Source organism: Variovorax sp. 22077, assembly GCF_052044195.1.
In the GTDB taxonomy this organism is placed as follows: Bacteria; Pseudomonadota; Gammaproteobacteria; order Burkholderiales; family Burkholderiaceae_C; genus Variovorax; species Variovorax atrisoli.
In genome coordinates this window covers 354,224-373,024 of the sequence record NZ_JBQEQC010000004.1, presented here as the reverse complement: position 1 = coordinate 373,024, position 18,801 = coordinate 354,224, and the positions used below count along the sequence as shown (strand labels likewise).

At 66.7% G+C, this 18,801-nt stretch carries 18 protein-coding genes; 4 read left to right on the top strand and 14 right to left on the bottom strand.

What is annotated here, in order from left to right:
• Positions 1-65 precede the first annotated feature (65 nt).
• From ACTJLF_RS08270 to ACTJLF_RS08260, 3 genes are all read right to left on the bottom strand, one after another.
• A complete protein-coding gene (locus ACTJLF_RS08270; RefSeq protein WP_440882820.1) occupies positions 66-1,406 on the bottom strand; it encodes an ATP-binding protein in 1,341 nt (446 codons plus the stop codon).
• 109 nt (positions 1,407-1,515) lie between these two features.
• Positions 1,516-2,175, bottom strand: a complete 660-nt coding sequence (locus ACTJLF_RS08265) for a response regulator (protein ID WP_019652968.1) — start codon at positions 2,173-2,175, stop codon at positions 1,516-1,518.
• Between the two features lie 63 nt (positions 2,176-2,238).
• Complete coding sequence (locus ACTJLF_RS08260) at positions 2,239-3,009, bottom strand: IclR family transcriptional regulator domain-containing protein (protein WP_440882819.1); 771 nt, start codon at positions 3,007-3,009, stop codon at positions 2,239-2,241.
• A gap of 142 nt (positions 3,010-3,151) precedes the next feature.
• On the opposite strand from ACTJLF_RS08260, the gene pobA reads away from it, so the two are divergent.
• Positions 3,152-4,333 (top strand): 4-hydroxybenzoate 3-monooxygenase, encoded by a 1,182-nt coding sequence (gene pobA / locus ACTJLF_RS08255; protein WP_126184257.1) that lies wholly within the window; start codon positions 3,152-3,154, stop codon positions 4,331-4,333.
• Here pobA and ACTJLF_RS08250 read toward each other — a convergent pair.
• From ACTJLF_RS08250 to ACTJLF_RS08235, 4 genes are read right to left on the bottom strand one after another with little or no spacing between them, the layout of a single operon-like run.
• Complete coding sequence (locus ACTJLF_RS08250) at positions 4,330-4,758, bottom strand: SRPBCC family protein (RefSeq protein ID WP_132750837.1); 429 nt, start codon at positions 4,756-4,758, stop codon at positions 4,330-4,332. The two genes, pobA and ACTJLF_RS08250, sit on opposite strands and share 4 nt — an antisense overlap.
• 17 nt (positions 4,759-4,775) lie before the next feature.
• The gene (locus ACTJLF_RS08245) at positions 4,776-5,138 is read right to left on the bottom strand and encodes a VOC family protein (RefSeq protein ID WP_440882818.1); all 363 of its coding nucleotides are present in this window, start codon (positions 5,136-5,138) and stop codon (positions 4,776-4,778) included.
• The gene (locus ACTJLF_RS08240) at positions 5,117-6,031 is read right to left on the bottom strand and encodes a helix-turn-helix domain-containing protein (RefSeq protein WP_132799862.1); all 915 of its coding nucleotides are present in this window, start codon (positions 6,029-6,031) and stop codon (positions 5,117-5,119) included. The genes ACTJLF_RS08245 and ACTJLF_RS08240 overlap by 22 nt, the downstream gene beginning before the upstream one ends.
• Positions 6,032-6,065: 34 nt before the next feature.
• The gene (locus ACTJLF_RS08235) at positions 6,066-8,396 is read right to left on the bottom strand and encodes a xanthine dehydrogenase family protein molybdopterin-binding subunit (protein ID WP_354408286.1); all 2,331 of its coding nucleotides are present in this window, start codon (positions 8,394-8,396) and stop codon (positions 6,066-6,068) included.
• Between the two features lie 205 nt (positions 8,397-8,601).
• Here ACTJLF_RS08235 and aat point away from each other — a divergent pair, with 205 nt between their 5' ends.
• From aat to ACTJLF_RS08220, 3 genes are read left to right on the top strand one after another with little or no spacing between them, the layout of a single operon-like run.
• Complete coding sequence (aat, locus tag ACTJLF_RS08230; RefSeq protein WP_184603041.1) at positions 8,602-9,357, top strand: leucyl/phenylalanyl-tRNA--protein transferase; 756 nt, start codon at positions 8,602-8,604, stop codon at positions 9,355-9,357.
• The gene (locus tag ACTJLF_RS08225) at positions 9,354-10,103 is read left to right on the top strand and encodes an arginyltransferase (protein WP_019652976.1); all 750 of its coding nucleotides are present in this window, start codon (positions 9,354-9,356) and stop codon (positions 10,101-10,103) included. The genes aat and ACTJLF_RS08225 overlap by 4 nt, the downstream gene beginning before the upstream one ends.
• 30 nt (positions 10,104-10,133) lie before the next feature.
• On the top strand, positions 10,134-10,964 hold the full coding sequence (locus ACTJLF_RS08220; protein ID WP_019652977.1) for an IclR family transcriptional regulator: 831 nt from the start codon (positions 10,134-10,136) through the stop codon (positions 10,962-10,964).
• 88 nt (positions 10,965-11,052) lie between these two features.
• Here ACTJLF_RS08220 and ACTJLF_RS08215 read toward each other — a convergent pair whose 3' ends face one another.
• From ACTJLF_RS08215 to ilvN, 7 genes are all read right to left on the bottom strand, one after another.
• Entirely contained in the window at positions 11,053-12,261 is a 1,209-nt protein-coding gene (locus tag ACTJLF_RS08215) for a serine hydrolase (protein WP_184603038.1), read from the bottom strand.
• 117 nt (positions 12,262-12,378) lie between these two features.
• Entirely contained in the window at positions 12,379-13,917 is a 1,539-nt protein-coding gene (locus tag ACTJLF_RS08210) for a 2-isopropylmalate synthase (protein ID WP_019652979.1), read from the bottom strand.
• A gap of 59 nt (positions 13,918-13,976) precedes the next feature.
• The gene (gene leuA / locus ACTJLF_RS08205) at positions 13,977-15,680 is read right to left on the bottom strand and encodes a 2-isopropylmalate synthase (RefSeq protein WP_132799858.1); all 1,704 of its coding nucleotides are present in this window, start codon (positions 15,678-15,680) and stop codon (positions 13,977-13,979) included.
• Between the two features lie 186 nt (positions 15,681-15,866).
• A complete protein-coding gene (pssA, locus tag ACTJLF_RS08200) occupies positions 15,867-16,691 on the bottom strand; it encodes a CDP-diacylglycerol--serine O-phosphatidyltransferase (protein WP_019652981.1) in 825 nt (274 codons plus the stop codon).
• A 185-nt stretch (positions 16,692-16,876) separates the two neighbouring features.
• Positions 16,877-17,893, bottom strand: a complete 1,017-nt coding sequence (gene ilvC, locus ACTJLF_RS08195; protein ID WP_019652982.1) for a ketol-acid reductoisomerase — start codon at positions 17,891-17,893, stop codon at positions 16,877-16,879.
• A gap of 49 nt (positions 17,894-17,942) precedes the next feature.
• Positions 17,943-18,203, bottom strand: coding sequence for a DUF4282 domain-containing protein (locus ACTJLF_RS08190; protein ID WP_184603036.1), 261 nt, complete (start codon positions 18,201-18,203; stop codon positions 17,943-17,945).
• 53 nt (positions 18,204-18,256) lie between these two features.
• Entirely contained in the window at positions 18,257-18,748 is a 492-nt protein-coding gene (ilvN, locus tag ACTJLF_RS08185) for an acetolactate synthase small subunit (protein ID WP_007834236.1), read from the bottom strand.
• Positions 18,749-18,801 lie beyond the last annotated feature (53 nt).

Below are 18,801 nucleotides of genomic sequence, written 5' to 3'. Positions count from 1 at the left end.
ATGAAAGGAATGTCGCGGGTTTGACTTAAGCGCCGCTTAAACGGCGCGGCGCCGCCGCAAGGGACTCAGGCGCGCGCCGGAAAGCGCACCAGCACGCGCAGGCCGCCGAGGCTGGACGACTGGTCGAGCGCCACCGTCGCCCCGTGCAGGTCGGCGATCGACTTGACGATGGCCAGCCCCAGCCCGCTGCCCGGCGCCTGCGACTCGCCGGAGCGGTAGAACCGGTCGAGCACCCGCTCGCGCTCCTCGGGCGGCAGGCCCGGTCCGCTGTCGTCCACGGTGAGCTCGACGGTGTCGCCCACGCGGGCGATGCCGGTGTCGACCCGGCCCTCGACCGGCGTGTACTTGATGGCGTTTTCCAGCAGGTTGCGAAGCAGCATTCGCAGGGCCTCCGACTGTCCAAGCACCACCGCAGCCTCGTCGGCATGCGCGATGCCGATGTCGATGCCTCTCGCCTGCGCAGCCGCCACCGCGTCGGACACCGCGAGCCGCGCGACCTCGGCCAGGTCGACCGGCTCGGGCCTGGCGCCGGCCGCGATGCTGGCCTCGTGCCGGGCCAGCGCGAGCATCTGCTCGACCAGCCGCGTGGCGCGGTCGATGCCCGCCACCAGCCGGCTCACGGCGAGTTCGCGCGAGGCATCGTCGGGTGCGCGCTGCAGGCCCTGCACCTGCAGCTTGAGCGCGGCCAGGGGCGAGCGCAGTTCGTGCGCGGCATCGGCGACGAAATGCTTCTGCGCATCGAAGGCATGGCGCACGCGGTCGAAGAGCAGGTTCAGCTCCTGCACCAGCGGACGCACCTCGTCGGGCAGATTCTCGTCGCTCACCGGGGAGAGATCGTCCGCCTGCCGCGAGGCGACCTGCCTTCGCACGCGCGCCACCGGCGCAAGCGACCTGCTCACCACCCACCACACGACCAGCATCAGAAGCGGCGCCATCAGCGCCACCGGCGCGATGGTGCGCAGCGCCAGCGTACCGGCCATGTGGCGGCGCGCCGCCATGTCCTGCGCCACCTGGATCACCAGCCCGCGCGTCTGCATCGAGAACACGCGATACGTGGTGCCGCGCGCGTTCACGTCGGCAAAGCCCAGCACCGCCAGCTGCGGCAGCGCGGCCTGCTCGGCCGATTCGAAGATGCGCACGCCGTCGGCTGTCCACACCTGCACGACGAAGTCGAAGTTCTGCTCGGCGGCGCCCGGCCCTCCCACCGCGGCGCTCGGCGGCAGGCCCGCGCGCAGCGACAGCGCCATCTGCTGCATGTGATAGTCGAAGATGTCGTCGGCCTCCGCGAGCACCGTGCGATAGGCCACCAGCGCCTGTGCGCCCGCAGCCAGAACGATGGCTGCAAGAAGGAACCACAACAGGCGCGCGCGCAGCGAGCCGGTCAGCGACCCAAACAGCCGCCTCATGCCCCCTCCCTTCGCGGGACGTCACGGAACCGGCTTCGCTGGTCAATAGACGTCGCCCCCGGAAGGGGGTTGGCGAAGCGACACGAAGTGCGCCAAGCCTGGGGGCGAGTCATAGCTTCGGCACCATGTAGCCGACCCCCCTCACATTGCGGATGAACTCCGCGCCGAGCTTCTTGCGCAGCCCGTGCACATAGACCTCGACCGCGTTGCTGCTGATCTCGTCCTTCCAGCTGTAGAGCTTCTCCTCGAGCTGCGCGCGCGACAGCACCATGCCGGGCCGCGCCAGCAGGGGCTCCAGCACGGCCCATTCGCGCGCCGACAGCACCACCGGCTGGCCGGCCACCGTGACCTCGCGCGTGGCCGGGTTGATGCTCACGCCCATGTGCTCGTACACCGGCTCTGCGCGCCCCGCCGCCCGGCGCAGCAAGGCGCGTATGCGGGCGAGGAGCTCGTCGAGGTCGTAGGGCTTGAGCACATAGTCGTCGGCGCCGGCATCGAGGCCTTCGATGCGCTGCTGCACCGAGTCGCGCGCGGTGGCGATCAGCACCGGCATGCGCTGCTTGCGCGCGCGCAGGTTGCGCAAGACCTCGAGGCCGTCGCGCCTGGGCACACCCAGGTCGAGCATCACGAGGTCGTATTGCTGGGTCCGCAGCGCCGTTTCGGCGGCCTCGCCGTCTTTCACCCAGTCCACCGCGTACTGTTCGGCGCGCAGCAGGTCGAGCACCGCTTCGCCGATCATCACGTCGTCTTCGAGGAGGAGCAGTCGCATGGTTGTGTCCGTTTCGGGGGTTCGAGGCGCGGGCTTCGGCCAAAGTTCAGATCGGGCCGGCGCTCAGAGCAGAGACCGGACTTCGCGCGCGGCTTCGAAGAGCAGCGGCAGCATCTCGCGCTGCAGTGTCTCCTCCTGGTAGCGCGTGCCCGAGAGCACCACGTTGAGCGCCGCCACCGTGCGGCCCTGCATGTCGCGCAGCGGCACGGCCAGCGCCTGCACACCCAGCTCGTGTTCCTCGCTGGCGAAGCAGTAGTCGTCCTTGCGCGTGCGGGCGATCAGCTGCCGCAGGCCCCGTGCCTGCGTCACCGTGCGGGGCGTGAGCCGCGCCAGGTGCCGGCCCTTGAGCCATTGCGTGAACTGGGTCGGCGCCATCGCCGCCAGCAGCACGCGCCCGGTGGAGGTGGCATGCGCGGGCAGCCGCGCGCCCAGGTGCAGGCCGTAGGCGAGCACCCGGGTCGGCGTGCCGTAGGTGCCGCTGCGCGCAACGATGACGACCTCCTCGCCATCGAGCACCACGGCCGAGAAAGACTCGCCGGTCTGCGCCGCGAGCCGGTTCAGCGTCGGCTGCAGCGCGCGCGGCAGGCGCGACGAGGCGAGATAGCTGCCCGAGAAGCGAAGCACCTTCGGCGCCATCCAGAAATAGCTGCCGTCGGTCTCCAGGTAGCCCAGGTGGGTCAGCGTCAGCAGGTGGCGGCGGGCGGCGGCGCGCGTGAGGCCGGCGCGCTCGGCGGCCAGCGTGGCGTTCAGGCGCTGGCGCTCGGTGTCGAAGCTTTCGAGCACGGCCATGCCCTTGGCGATGCCCTCGATGAAGTCGGCCTTGGCGATGCTCATTCGGCGGGATGGTTCGTCGTCTGTGGAAGTGTTGCGCGATGATCGCGCACGCATTCGCATGATCGCACACAGCCGCGCAAGCGGCCTCCACGGAACGCCCCGCGCGCCCTACGCTCCGCAAAACCCTTTCGGAGACACCCACATGCGCACCCAGGTCGCCATCATCGGAGCCGGTCCCGCCGGCCTGCTGCTCGGTCAGCTTCTGTACAAGGCAGGCATCGACAACGTCATCGTCGAACGCCAGAGCGGCGACTACGTGCTCGGCCGCATCCGCGCCGGCGTGCTGGAACAGGTCACCATGGACCTGCTGGCGCGTGCCGGCGTCGACACCCGCGCCAAGGCCGAGGGCCTGCCGCACGAGGGCATCGAGCTGCTCTTCAAGGGCGCGCGCCACCGCATCGACATGCACGGCCTCACCGGCGGCAAGCAGGTGACGGTGTACGGCCAGACCGAAGTGACGCGCGACCTGATGGAAGCACGCGCGGCCGAGGGCCTGACCACCATCTACAGCGCGGCCAACGTGAGCCTGCACGACTTCCAGTCGGGCAAGCCGCGCGTGCGCTACGAGAAGGACGGCCAGACGCACGAAATCGAATGCGACTTCATCGCCGGCTGCGACGGCTACCACGGCGTGAGCCGCGCCAGCGTGCCGGCCGACGCGATCCAGACCTACGAGAAGATCTACCCCTTCGGCTGGCTCGGCGTGCTGGCCGACGTGCCGCCGGTTTCGCACGAACTCATCTATGCCAACACCGCGCGCGGCTTCGCGCTGTGCAGCATGCGCAGCGCCACGCGCAGCCGCTACTACGTGCAGGTGCCGACCGAGGAGCGGGTGGAGAACTGGAGCGACGAGGCCTTCTGGAACGAGCTGCGCGAGCGGCTCGACCCCGAAGCGCGCGAGCGCCTGGTGACTGGCCCTTCGCTGGAAAAGAGCATCGCGCCGCTGCGCAGCTTCGTCGCGGAGCCGATGCGCTTCGGCTCCCTCTTCCTGGCGGGCGACGCGGCGCACATCGTGCCGCCGACCGGCGCCAAGGGCCTGAACCTCGCCACGGCCGACGTGGGGTATCTCTCGCGTGCCTTCGAAATCTTCTACGGCGAGAAGTCGGCCTCGGCGCTCGACCGCTACTCCGACCTGTGCCTGCGCCGCGTCTGGAAGGCCGAGCGCTTCTCGTGGTGGTTCACTTCGCTGATGCACCGCTTTCCCGAGACGGGCGCCTTCGGGCAGAAGATCCAGGAGGCGGAGCTCGACTACCTCGTGCACTCGACCGCAGCCTCCACCGCGCTGGCGGAGAACTACGTCGGGCTGCCGCTCGAAGACTTCTAGGCCGCAGCCGTAGCCTTGGCCGCAACAGGCCGGCCTTCCAGCGCGGCCTTCATGGCCGCCCCGCCCTGCTCCATCATCGGTGCGATGTAGGCAGCCATGGCGTCGGGCAATACGTCGGTGATCCAGACGAAGCGAGAGCGGCCCTCGCCTTCCTCGAACACCTGCGCCGTCGCATGGTGATGCGTCGCCTTGCCGCCTGAGACGGTGTAGGCCAGCCGGCGATGCGCCTCGTCGATGCCCACCAGCACCTCTCGCGCAACGAGGCCGTTGGCGAAGGTCAGGATGCGGGCGCCCTCCGCGTCGATCGTGCAGGCCGTGAGAAAACCCGGCGCGAGCCGCGTGTGCACGGCGTTGAAATCCCGCAGCGCATCCCAGACCTGCGCTGCGCCTGCCTCGACGACGAATTCCTTGTAGACCGTGGCCATGGTGCCGCTCCTCTCGTTCAGGGGCAGACCGTCTCGACGTTTTTGCCGTCGGGATCGATCAGGAAGGCCGCGTAATAGGTCGGGCTGTAGTCCGGCCTCGGGCCTGCACCGCCGTTGTCGGTGCCTCCGGCTTGCAGGCCTGCCTTGTGGAAGGCGGCCACGGCCTCGTGGCTGGGTGCGCGGAAGGCGATATGGGTGCCCGGCCCTTTTGCCGCGCCCTTGGCGGCATAGAGCCACAGTGCCGGCTCGTCCGCAGGGCCGATGCCGGCGTAGCTGTCGTCGTGCGGGCCCGGCACGTGGCCCAGCGGCGCGAGCGCGGCCTCGTAGAAGCGGCGGCTCGCGGCGAGGTCCGCGACTTTCAGTCCGATGTGGTCGTACATGATGGTTTCCTGCTCGATGTGTTGATCAGGAGTCCATCATCGAAGAGCGCCGCGATCCGCTCTTGGAGAATCTTGCGATCGCCCTTTGCCGCCCTGCGGAAGCCGCCGGGCGACACCCCTGCGGCCCGATGGAAGGTGCGCACGAAGTTGCTCAGATCGGCAAAGCCCACGTCCAGCGCGACCTCGGTCACCGGCCGGTGATCGTCTTCGGCCAGCAGCCGCGCGGCGCGCCGCAGGCGCGAGCGCACGAGGTACTGGTGCGGCGTGACGCCCAGCACCTGCGAGAACAGCCGCAGGAAGTGGAAGGAGCTCAGGCCGGCTTCGGCAGCGGCGCCGTCGAGGCCGATGTCGTGCTGCAGGTTGGCGTCGATCCACATCGCGGCGTCGACCGCGCGGCGGCGGTCGCGGGAGATGGCCGACGAAGGCAGCTTCGGCTTCGCCCGCCCCGAGACGACCTCGACGAAGCGGCTCGCGAACCACATGCCCAGCTCGTCCAGCCCCACGTCGCTTTGCCCGTCGGCCGCGGCCTGGGCCAGTTCGCCGATGACCACCAGTTCCGCCAGCGGCGGCACACCACCGGCGCGCCAGGTCTTGCCGTCGCCGCCGATCAGGTCGACGAAGCCCGGCGAGAGGTGAAAGGCCAGGCACTCGTCGCCGCAGACGTGGTGGTCGTGCGTGCAGACGTACTCGTCGCCCGGGCAGCCGACCAGCACCGAGCCGGCGACCAGTTCATAGGCATTGCCGCGCGTGCGATAGCCGAAGCTGCCCTTGCGCACGTACGAGACCGAATATCCTTCGTGCATTTCGGTGAAAGGCTGCGCGTCGGGACCCGCATCGCAGCGGTAGCTGGCGATGCGGATTGCGTCGGTCTGTACTTCGTTGGTGACAAGCATGGCCGACGCCCTCGTGCCCCACGAAAACGATTGCTCAATCGACCGTTTGCATCGCCTGCCAGACGCGTGCGGGGCTCAGCGGCATGTGCAGGCGCGGCGCGCGCGTGGCGAGGCCGTTGCGCGCGAAGGCATCGGCCACCGCGTTCACGATGGCCGGCGTGGCGCCGATGGTGCCCAGCTCGCCCACGCCCTTCACGCCCAGCGGGTTGTTCTTGCAGGGCGTGGACTCGTCCATCTCCATGTTGAACATGGTGTCGACGATGTCCGCGCGCGGCGCCGCGTAGTCCATCAGGCTGCCGGTGACGGGCTGGCCGGTCTCGTGGTCGTACACCACCTGCTCGTACAGCGCCTGGCCGATGCCCTGCACAGCGCCGCCCTCGAGCTGGCCGCGCACGATCATCGGATTGATCACGCGACCCACGTCGTTGACCGAGCTGTAGGCCACCACGCTGATCTCGCCGGTGGGCGGATCGATCTCGATCTCGCAGATGTGGCAGCCGTTGGGCCAGGTGGGTCCCGCCACGGTGCTGGTGGAGTCGACGAAGATCTCGCGCCCGGGCTGCTTCGCCGCCAGCGTGAACAGGTCGAGCTCGAGGTCGGTGCCGGCCACGTTGAACACGCCGCGGCTGTAGACGATGTCGTCGAGCGAGGCCTCGAACTCCTGCGCTGCGAGTTCGCGCGCCTTGTCGATGGTGCGCTCGGCGCCGATGCGCACGGCCGAGCCGCCGGTGAAGAGAGAGCGCGAGCCGGCGCTGCCGAAGCCGTCGCCGCGGTCGGTGTCGCCGAGCACTACGCGGACCTTCTCGATGGGCACGCCGAAGGCGTCCACAGCGAGCTGGGCCAGCGAGGTGGCGATGCCCTGCCCCATGGCGTTGACGGCCGAGAAAACCTCGATCACGCCATCGGCCTGCACCGAGACGGTGACGCGCTCCTCGAAGACGTTGCCGCCCGTCCACTCCAGGAAGGTAGCGATGCCCAGGCCGCGGTGCTTGCCCCGGCCGGCCGACTCGGCGGCGCGGGCCTCGAAGCCCTGCCAGTCCGCGAGCGTAAGCGCCTGGTCCATCACCGACTCGAAGTTGCCGGTGTCGTAGGTCTGCGCCATCGGGTTCTTGTACGGCATCTGCTCCGGGCGGATGAAGTTGCGCCGGCGCAGCGCGACGCGGTCGATGCCGGTCTGCCGCGCGGCCTCGTCCATGAGCCGCTCGATGGTGAAGATGGCTTCGGGGCGCCCCGCGCCGCGGTAGGCGCCGGTGGGCGCGGTGTTGGTGAGCACCGCCTTGAAATGGAAGTCGATGGTCTGGATGTCGTAGACGCTGGTCTGCACCCAGGGGCCGATGAGCAGTTGTATCGCGACGCCCGTGCCGGTGGCGTAGGCGCCGACGTTGGCGAGCGTCTTGATGCGCAGCGCGAGGATCCTGCCGTCGGCGTCGAGCGCCATCTCGGCGCGCGCCTCGATGTCGCGGCCGTGCGCGCTCGAGAGGAACTCCTCGCTGCGGTCGGCCACCCATTTCACCGGCCGGTCCACCTGCAGCGCCGCATAGGCGACGGCGATGTCCTCCGGATAGGCACCGGTCTTCATGCCGAACCCGCCACCGACGTCGCCCACCACGACGCGCACCTTCTCCTTCGGCAGGCCGATGGCGGCGCAGATGGCGTCGCGCACGCCGGACGGCATCTGGGTGCTCATGCGGATCGTGAGGCGGCCGGTCTTGGGGTCGCGCGCAGCGAGCACCGAACGCGGCTCGATCGTGAGGGCGACCACCCGCTGGTTGATCACGTCGAGGGCGATCACGTGGCTGGCCCGGGCGAAGGCAGCCGTGGCGGCCTCGCTGCTGCCGTGGCGCATTTCTGCGCTGATGTTGCCGGTGGCCTCCTCGCACAGAAGCGGCGCGCCCTCGGCGGTGGCGCTGGCGAGGTCGACCACCATGGGCAGCTCTTCATAGTCGACCATGATGGCTTCGGCCGCGTCGCGCGCCTGCTGCACGGTCTCGGCCACCACCGCGGCCACCACCTCGCCGACGAAACGGGTGCGCTCATGGGCGATGGCCCGGCGCGGCGGGCTGGCGCTGTCGCTGCCGTCCGCGCGCTTGAAACCCGCGGCGCCCGGCAGGGGCTTGACGCCGGCATCGGCCATCTCGGCGCCGGTGATCACGCGCAGCACGCCGGGCATGGCGGCGGCGGCGCTGGTGTCGATGGAAACGATCCGCGCATGCGGATACGAGGATCGGAGGAAGACGAGGTGCGCCTGCTCAGGCAGCGTGACGTCGTCGGTGTAGCGTCCGGCGCCCGAGAGAAGGCTTTCGTCTTCGAGGCGGCGAACTGCCTGGCCGCTGCCGAAGCGGGTGGGATTGGGTTCAGTGGTCAACGTTGTCCTCTTGTACTTATCCCCGGCGTTCGCTCGGGCCTGCCTGATCTGGTCGTTGATGCTGCAAATGCAAGCTGTGCACTATAGGGTTTCCGGCGGGTCTTGTGGCGCCGGGTCGTAGGAGCCGACTGCTGGTGGCGATGTCGACCGGACGCGATTTTCACCGACTGGCCCCATGTTTGCGAAGCCGTGTATACCTATGGACATGCGACAACTGCCCTGGCTCGAACCCGGAGATGCCCTGCCCGACCCCGCTTCGGCCTGGGGAGCAGCCGACCCGGTACCCGGTCTGCTGGCCGCCGGCGGCGCGCTCGACGTCGATACTTTGATGCAGGCCTACGGCAACTGCGTCTTCCCCTGGTTCAGCGAGGATCAGCCGATCCTGTGGTGGAGCCCCGACCCGCGCATGGTGCTGCAGGTGAACGAGTTCAGGCTGCACCGATCGCTGCGCAAGACCCTGGCGCGCTTCGTGGAAACACCCGGCTGCGAGGTGCGCATCGACCACGGTTTCGAGGCCGTCATCAGGGCCTGCTCGGCCTCGCCGCGGGTGGGCCAGTCGGGCACCTGGATCGTGCCGGACATGGTGGCGGCCTATACGGATTTGCACCGCGCGGGCCACGCCCACAGCGTCGAGACCTGGATCGACGGCGAGCTCGCTGGCGGCCTGTACTGCGTTTCGCTGGGTCGCGCAGTCTTCGGCGAGTCGATGTTCACCCGCCGTCCGGACGCATCGAAGATCGCGCTGGCGGCGCTGGTGTCGCTCTGTCGCCACTTCGGCGTGCGGATGATCGACTGCCAGCAGAACACCGCCCACCTCGCGAGCCTCGGTGCCCGCGAAATGCCGCGCAAGCGCTTCGTCGCGCACGTGGCAGGGGCACGGCAGGAACAGGGCCCACGGTGGCGATTCGAGCCCGTATACTGGTCCGAACTCCTTTCAGCGCGACCTCCCTCCCTGACGTGACGCACCTCAAGGATCTCCCGCTCCACACACTGCAGTTCTATGCGACTGCACCCTACCCCTGCAGCTACCTGCCGGACCGGCAAGCCCGCTCGCAAGTGGCCACGCCCAGCCACCTGATCCACAACGACGCCTACTCCGACCTCGTGCTCAGCGGCTTCCGGCGCAGCGGCATGTTCACCTACCGGCCCTATTGCGATGGCTGCCGCGCCTGCATCCCGCTGCGCGTGCTGGCCAACTCCTTCCGTCCCAACCGCAGCCAGCGCCGGGCGGTGAAGCAGCATGCCAACCTGCAGGCCCGCGTGCTCAAGCTGTGCTTCATGCCGGAGCACTACCAGCTCTACCTGCGCTACCAGAACGGCCGTCACGCCGGCGGCGGCATGGACCACGACAGCATCGACCAGTACACCCAGTTCCTGCTGCAGAGCCGGGTCAATTCGCGGCTGGTGGAATTCCGCGAGACCCTGCCCGACGGCAGCGCTGGCGCGCTCAGGATGGTGTCGATCCTCGACGTGCTCAACGACGGCATCTCGGCCGTCTACACCTTCTACGAGCCCGACTCGAGCGCCGGCTACGGCACCTACAGCGTGCTCTGGCAGATCGAGCAGGCCCGCAAGCTGGGGTTGCCGCACGTCTATCTGGGCTACTGGATCGAACACAGCCCCAAGATGAACTACAAGGCGCGCTTTTCCCCTCATGAAGTGTTGTTGGACGGCCGCTGGCAGGCACCAGGCGATTTCACAAGATAAAATGGCGCTCGGTCATCACCGCAGAGCGCCATGAGAAAAAACCAATCCGACATTCCCGCCGTTCCCGTGATCCAGGTGATCGAGCGCATGTTCGCGCTGATCGACGTCCTGGCCTCCCGCGAGGACGCGATTTCGCTGAAGGAGATCAGCGAAAAGACAGGGCTCCACCCGTCGACCACGCACCGCATCCTCAACGACCTGGCCGTCGGCCGCTTCGTCGACCGCCCCGAAGCAGGCAGCTACCGGCTCGGCATGCGCCTGCTGGAGCTCGGCAACCTGGTCAAGGGCCGGCTCAACGTACGCGATGCAGCCCTGGGCCCGATGCGCGAGCTGCACAAGCTGACGCAGCAGCCCGTCAACCTCAGCATGCGCCAGGGCGACGAGATCGTCTACATCGAGCGCTCCTACAGCGAGCGCTCCGGCATGCAGGTGGTGCGCGCCATTGGCGGCCGCGCCGCCCTGCACCTGACCTCGACCGGCAAGCTGTTCCTGGCAGCCGACGACCCGCAACGGGTGCGCAGCTACGCCACGCGCACCGGGCTGGCTGGCCACACCCGCAACAGCATCACCCAGCTGCCCGCGCTGGAGCGCGAACTGTCGAAGGCACGCCAGTACGGCATTGCCCGCGACAACGAAGAACTGGAACTGGGGGTGCGATGCATGGCTGCAGGCATCTATGACGACCAGGGCAAGCTGGTGGCCGGCTTGTCGATCTCGGCGCCAGCCGACAGGTTGGACGAAGGCTGGCTACCCAAGCTGCAGGCCACGGCCAACGAGATCTCGGGCGCGCTGGGGTTCAAGGAAGGCATGTCGGCCACGCCCTCGCCTTCCGCCAGCTCCTCACCTTCCGCTGGTGCTTGACCTGGCACCGGCAGCAGCCACGCCGCCCGTCAAAAACAAAACAGGCCCTCGCAGGGCCTGTTTTTCGTTGGGGGCAGGATCTGCCTGATCAGCCAGCCACCTGGTATGCAGCGTTGCGCGACGAGGCCGCCGGCGAACCGACCGCATGCGTGGCTTCCACCCAGCGGCGCACGCGCTCCGCATCGGCAATGCGGCTGAACTTGCCGGCCGAATCCAGGAACACCATGATCAGCTTGCGGCCGGCAACCCGGGCCTGCATCACGAGGCATTGGCCGGCCTCGGAGATGTAGCCGGTCTTCTGCACGCCAATTTCCCAATCGGGGCTCTTCACGAGACGGTTGGTGGTGTTGAACTGCAGCACGCGGTTGCCGACTTCGACCTGGTACTCAGGCGAGGTCGACAGCGAACGCACGGTGGCATCGGCGTAGGCGGCGTTGACCAGCAGAGCCAGGTCCTGCGCACTCGACTGGTTGCGGCTCGACAGGCCGGTGGGCTCCACGTAGCGCGTGTCCTTCATGCCGAGCATCTTGGCCTTGGCGTTCATGATGCTCACGAAGGTCGCCAGGCCACCCGGATAGGTGCGGCCGAGCGCGTGCGCTGCACGGTTCTCGCTCGACATCAGCGCCAGGTGCAGCAGTTCGCCGCGCGAGAGCGTGGTACCGACGGTCAGACGCGAGCTGCTGCGCTTCTCGGTGTCGACGTCGTCCTGGGTGATGGTGATGAGTTCGTCGTTCGGCAGATGGGCCTCGCTGATGAGCAGGCCGGTCATGAGCTTGGTGAGCGACGCGATCGGCAGCACGGCGTGGTCGTTCTTGCTGAGCAGAACTTCGTGGGTGTCCTGGTCGATGACCAGCGCAACGCTCGACTTCAGGTCGAGCGCATCTTCGGTTCCATGCAGGCCGGCCATCTGGCCGAAGGATTGGCGCGGAGCCTCCACGACGCGAACCACCGAGCGGCGCTGCACGGCCACCACGGTCTTGCCGTTCTTCTTGTGGATGGTGGCGACGACGTTGCGGCCGCCGCGAACCACCTTCTCGGCGCGTTCGGCCTTTTCGGCACGGCCGCCGCGCTTGGCGACGACGGCGGTCTTCGAGGAAGCGGCGCTGCGCTTGACTTCGACGGGCACAGGCCCCTTCGCCTTCTTGGCGGCGACGGCGGTCTTGGCGGCGGGCTTTTCCTTCTTTGCTGCCTGGGCGCCAGGCAGCAAAAACGCCGTGGCGCAGAGCGCGACGGCGATGACTTTGAAAGCGGGCAGGAACCGCTGGCTGGAAACTCGGCTTAGGCGGGCTTCAGGCATTAATAAATCTCCAGCGGCGACAAACGAGGACCGCAGTGTATCGAAATCAAAAAAGACACGCAATATCAGTTACTTGCATCCTCTTCTTCATTCGAATAACAAGGATCGCCCGACAACCTAACCTTGTGCCGCAACTCTCTCAGCTTGGCTCTGTAACTTGTTGAGCGCACTCAAATAAGCCTTAGCCGAAGCGACAACGATGTCCGGATCTGCACCCACACCGTTGACTACCCGCCCTGCGTTTTGTAACCGGACTGTAACTTCTCCCTGGCTTTCCGTCGAGCCGCTGATGGCGTTTACAGAGTAAAGAACCATCTCGGCACCACTCTTGACATGCGACTCGATGGCCTTCAGGGAAGCATCAACCGGGCCATTCCCGTCGGATTCGCCGGTGACTTCCTTGCCCTGGACGGTGAACACGATTTTCGCCTGGGGGCGCTCGCCGGTTTCGCTGTGCTGGGAGAGAGAGACGAAAGCAAACTGCTCACCAACGTTCGACACCTCCTCCGCGCTGACGAGCGCGAGGATGTCCTCGTCGAAAATCTCGGACTTCCGATCGGCCAGTTCCTTGAAGCGCAGGAAGGCAGCGTTGATCTCGCCTTCGCTGTCCATGGCCACGCCCAGCTCCTGCAGGCGCTGCTTGAAGGCGTTGCGGCCGCTGAGCTTGCCCAGCACGATCTTGTTGGCGGTCCAGCCCACGTCTTCCGCACGCATGATCTCGTAGGTGTCGCGCGCCTTCAGCACGCCGTCCTGGTGGATGCCCGAGGCATGCGCGAAGGCGTTGGCGCCCACCACCGCCTTGTTGGGCTGCACCACGAAGCCGGTGGTCTGGCTGACCATGCGGCTGGCGGCCACGATGTGCTGGGTGTCGATGCGCAGGTCGAGCCCGAAGTAGTCCTTGCGGGTCTTCACCGCCATGACGACCTCCTCGAGCGAGCAGTTGCCCGCGCGCTCGCCCAGGCCATTGATGGTGCACTCCACCTGGCGCGCGCCGCCGATCTTCACGCCGGCCAGCGAGTTGGCCACGGCCATGCCCAGGTCGTTGTGGCAGTGCACCGACCAGATCGCCTTGTCACTGTTGGGAATGCGCTCACGCAGCATCTTGATGAAGTTGCCGTAGAGCTCGGGGATGGCGTAGCCGACGGTGTCGGGCACGTTGATGGTGGTGGCGCCTTCGGCGATCACGGTTTCGAGCACGCGGCACAGGAAGTCGGGGTCGCTGCGATAGCCGTCCTCGGGGCTGAATTCCACGTCGCCGATCTGGTTGCGCGCGAAGCGCACCGCCAGTCTCGCCTGTTCATGCACCTCCTCGGGCGACATGCGCAGCTTCTTTTCCATGTGAAGCGGCGAGGTGGCGATGAAGGTGTGGATCCGCCCGCGGGCCGCGCCCTTGAGGGCCTCGGCTGCTCGGCCGATGTCGCGGTCGTTGGCGCGCGAGAGGCCGCACACCGTCGAATCCTTGATCGTGTTGGCGATCGCCTTCACCGCCTCGAAGTCACCGTTCGAGCTGGCCGGGAAGCCCGCCTCGATGACGTCGACCTTCAGCCGCTCCAGCAGCTTGGCGATGCGCATCTTCTCGTCGCGCGTCATCGAGGCGCCCGGCGATTGCTCGCCGTCGCGCAGGGTGGTGTCGAAAATGATCAGCTGGTCGGTCATCGTGGTTCTCCTTCGTACGCGCCTTTCCTGCGCGTCCGGACCGGACCAGCGCTTCAGCGTCAGGCGACTTCAACCACCGATTGTGCGCTGTGCGCGCCCCGGGTACGCGCACGTTGCACGCCCGAGACGATCGCCTTCAGCGAAGCGGTGACCACGTTCGCGTCCACGCCCACGCCGAAGAGCGTGTGCGTGCCGTCCACGCGCAGCTCCAGGTAGGCCACCGACTTCGCGTCGGCACCCGCGCCGATGGCATGCTGGTGGTAGTCCATCACACGCACGGAATGACCCGTGGCCTGGCTCAGCGCCTGCGTGAAGGCGTCGATGGGACCGTTGCCGCGGCCCTCGATGGCGCGGACTTCGCCGTCCCATTGCACGTCGGCCTGAATCGCCACGGCAGCCTCTGCGCCCTCGCCCTTTTCCTCGATCAGGCGATGCGGCAGCGACTGCGCGGTCTCGATGCCGTATTCGCGCACGAACAGCTGCCAGAGGTCGGCCGCGGTGAGCTCCTTGCCGGCCACGTCCATCACACGCTGCACCGACTGCATGAACTCCATCTGCAGGCGGCGCGGCATCTCGATGCCGTACTCGCTCTCGAGGAGGTAGGCCATGCCGCCCTTGCCCGACTGGCTGTTCACGCGGATCACCGCCTCGTAGCTGCGGCCGACGTCCTTCGGGTCGATCGGGAGGTACGGAATCTCCCAGACGTCGCCGTCCTTGCGCGCCGCGAAGGCCTTCTTGATCGCGTCCTGGTGCGAGCCCGAGAACGAGGTGTAGACCAGGTCGCCCACGTACGGATGGCGCGGGTGCACCGGGATCTGGTTGCAGTGCTCGACGGTGGCGCGGATCTCGTCGATGTTCGAGAAGTCGAGCTCCGGCGATACGCCCTGGGTATAGAGGTTGAGCGCGACGTTCACCAGGTCGAGATTGCCGGTGCGCTCGCCGTTGCCGAAGAGGCAGCCTTCGATGCGCTCGGCGCCGGCCATCAAGGCCAGTTCACCCGCCGCCGTGCCGGTGCCACGGTCATTGTGCGGATGCACGCACAGCACGATGGAGTCGCGGCGCGCGAGGTTGCGGTGCATCCACTCGATCATGTCGGCAAAGATGTTCGGCGTGGAGTGCTCGACCGTGGTGGGCAGGTTGATGATGCACTTGCGCTCGGGCGTCGGCGCCCAGACTTCGGTCACCGCATCGACCACGCGCTTGGAGAAGTGGACGTCGGTGCCCGAGAACATCTCGGGCGAGTATTGGAAGGTCCACTTCGTGTTCGGCTGCTTGGCAGCGAACTCGTTGAACATGCGGGCGTGGCTGCTGGCGAGTTCGACGATCTGGTCCTCGTCCATGCCGAGCACCACGCGGCGCATGACGGGCGCAACCGCGTTGTAGAGATGCACGATCGCGCGCGGGGCGCCCTGCAGCGCTTCGAAGGTGCGGGCGATGAGGTGGTCGCGCGCCTGCGTCAGCACCTGGATCGTCACGTCGTCGGGAATGCGGTCTTCCTCGATGAGCTTGCGCACGAAGTCGAATTCGATCTGCGAAGCCGAGGGGAAGCCGACCTCGATCTCCTTGAAGCCGATGGCCACGAGGGTTTCGAACATGCGCATCTTGCGCGCGATGTCCATGGGTTCGACCAGGGCCTGATTGCCATCGCGCAGGTCTGTCGACAGCCAGATCGGCGCCTTGGTCAGCACGGCATCGGGCCAGGTACGGTCCTTGAGGCCGATCGGGGCGAATGCGCGGTACTTGCTTTGAGGTTGCTTGAGCATGTCGATTTCTCTGTGATGGTTGGTAATCGACCAGCAACCCCAAAAAACAAACGGCCCGTTGCTGGTGCGAACGGGCCGTGATGAGGGATTTGCGCGTGCGCTACCGTCTCCGCCCGTGAGGGAGGGCTAGTAGGGCCAGAAGCGAAATCTTGTTCATGAGGGTGTCGAATGTAGCACAAGCCACGCTCAGTTATGCAAGCCCCGTTCGTCGGGCTCCTCCGTCGAGGTGCTGATCACGCTGGCCTGCTGGCCCTTGGCCTTGCGCCAGGCATAGACCACGTAGCCGCTCAGGCCGTAGACGACGAACAGGCCGAACAGCACCGTCGGCGGGTGGATGTTGATGACGGCGATGCCCAGCGCGATCAGCACGATCACCGCGAAAGGCACGCTCTTCTTCATCTGGATGTCCTTGAAGCTGTAGAACGGCGCATTGGTGACCATCGTGAGGCCCGCGTACAGAGTGAACGCGAAGGTGACCCACGTGATCTGCGTCCACGAGAGATACAGCACCTCGCCGCCGCGCTTGCCCCACTCGTTCACCAGCCAGATGAAGCCCGCCACGAGCGCAGCAGCTGCAGGTGAAGGCAGCCCCTGGAACCAGCGCTTGTCGACCACGCCGGTGTTGACGTTGAAGCGCGCGAGGCGCAGCGCCGCGCATGCGCAATAGACGAAGGCAGCGATCCAGCCCCAGCGGCCCAGCCCCTTGAGCGACCACTCGTAGGCGATGAGCGCCGGCGCTGCGCCGAACGACACCATGTCGGACAGCGAATCCATCTGCTCGCCGAACGCGCTCTGCGTATTGGTCATGCGCGCAACGCGGCCGTCGAGGCTGTCGAGGATCATCGCCGCGAACACGCCGAGCGCCGCGAGGTCGAAGCGCGCGTTCATGGCCATCACGACCGAATAGAAGCCGCCGAACAGCGCCGCCAGCGTGAACAGGTTCGGCAGGATGTAGATGCCTTTGCGGCGCTTGCGCGGCGGCACATCGTCGGGAAGCGTGTCGTCATGCATCGAATTTGCCTCCATCCCTCGTGCGTGCTGCGTGGGTAGCTATCCATTCGATAGCATCTTGATCTGTGAATCGCATGGTTCGCAGTGTAGTTCAGGGGCCCGCGTCGTCCCCTTTCAAACAAAAGGGCCACCGCAACGGGTGGCCCTCGGGAAACGGGCGCCGAAGCGCCCTCCTGGCTGGCAGATCAGTTGCGGGTCTGGTCGACCAGCTTGTTCTTCTTGATCCAGGGCATCATCGCGCGCAGCTTCTCGCCGACGACTTCGATCTGGTGCTCTGCATTCAGGCGGCGGCGGCTGATCAGCGTGGGAGCGCCAGCGGCGTTTTCCAGCACGAAGCTCTTGGCGTATTCGCCGGTCTGGATGTCCTTCAGGACCTGCTTCATGACCTTCTTGGTCTCTTCGGTCACGACACGCGGGCCGGTGACGTACTCGCCGTACTCGGCGTTGTTCGAGATCGAGTAGTTCATGTTGGCGATGCCGCCTTCATAGATCAGGTCGACGATCAGCTTCAGCTCGTGCAGGCATTCGAAGTACGCCATTTCGGGCGCGTAGCCGGCTTCCACCAGCGTTTCGAAACCAGCCTTGATCAGCTCGACCGTGCCGCCGCACAGAACCGCTTGTTCGCCGAACAGGTCGGTCTCGGTTTCTTCACGGAAGTTGGTCTCGATGATGCCGGCCTTGCCGCCGCCGTTGGCAGTGGCGTAGCTCAGCGCGAGGTCGCGCGCCTTGCCGGTCTTGTCCTGGTGCACGGCCACGAGGTGGGGCACGCCGCCACCCTGGGTGTACGTGCTGCGCACGGTGTGGCCCGGGGCCTTGGGAGCGACCATCCACACGTCGAGGTCGGCGCGCGGCTGCACGAAGCCGTAGTGCACGTTGAAGCCGTGCGCGAAGACCAGCGAAGCGCCTTCCTTGATGTTCGGGGCGACGTCGTTCTTGTAGACGTTGGCGATCTGCTCGTCGGGCAGCAGGATCATGACCACGTCGGCGGCCTTCACGGCCTCGGCCACTTCGGCGACCTTCAGGCCGGCCTTCTCGACCTTGGGCCAGGAAGCGCCACCCTTGCGCAGGCCGACCACGACCTTCACACCGCTGTCGTTCAGGTTCTGCGCGTGCGCATGGCCCTGCGAGCCGTAGCCGATGATTGCAACCGTCTTGCCCTTGATGAGGCTCAGGTCAGCGTCCTTGTCGTAGTAAACCTTCATTTGAATCTCTCCTAAAAAATCTCTCGCACCCGTGCGGGATGCATTTCACTCAAAGGCCGGAGGAATTCCGGTCCTTCATCTGCCGGTTGATGGACACGAGGCTGTCGTGGATGCGGAACAGCACGATGAGCAGTTCGCTGTAGATGCGTACGCCGATGGTGCCGAAGATCAGGACCGTGAAGGCCGGCAGGTACTGGCGCTGCAACAGCGCTGCCACCGCCAGCACGACCACGCCCAGCAGGCCGAGGAAATAGAGCACCCGGACGATCGCCGGGGTCACCATCCTGTCGAAACCAAGCAGTCCTCGCATCACTCTCGCCTCATGTGTGGATGAACGTATGAACTGAGGGCGCCTTCACCCTCCTACACGCGCAGGATGCGCTCGCCGCGCCCGATGCCGCTGGCACCGGTACGGACAGTCTCGAGGATAGCGCTACGCTCGATCGCTTCCAGGAAAGCGTCGTTCTTGCCGTGGTCGCCGGTGAGTTCGATGGTGTAGCTCTTGTCGGTCACGTCGATGATGCGGCCGCGGAAGATTTCCGCCATGCGCATCATCTCCTCGCGTTCCTTGCCGACCGCGCGCACCTTCACCATCATGAGCTCGCGCTCGGTGTAGGCGCCTTCGGTGAGGTCGACGACCTTCACCACCTCGATCAGCCGGTTCAGGTGCTTGGTGATCTGCTCGATCACGTCGTCCGAACCGGTGGTGACGATGGTCATGCGCGAGAGGCTTGCGTCCTCCGTGGGCGCCACCGTGAGCGATTCGATGTTATAGCCGCGGGCCGAGAACAGGCCCACCACGCGGGAAAGAGCACCCGGCTCGTTTTCCAGCAGCACTGCGATGATGTGTTTCATGTTTGCGTGACTCCTCTTTTCGCCGCCCTCCCCCGTGCACGGTAATGCGCGGG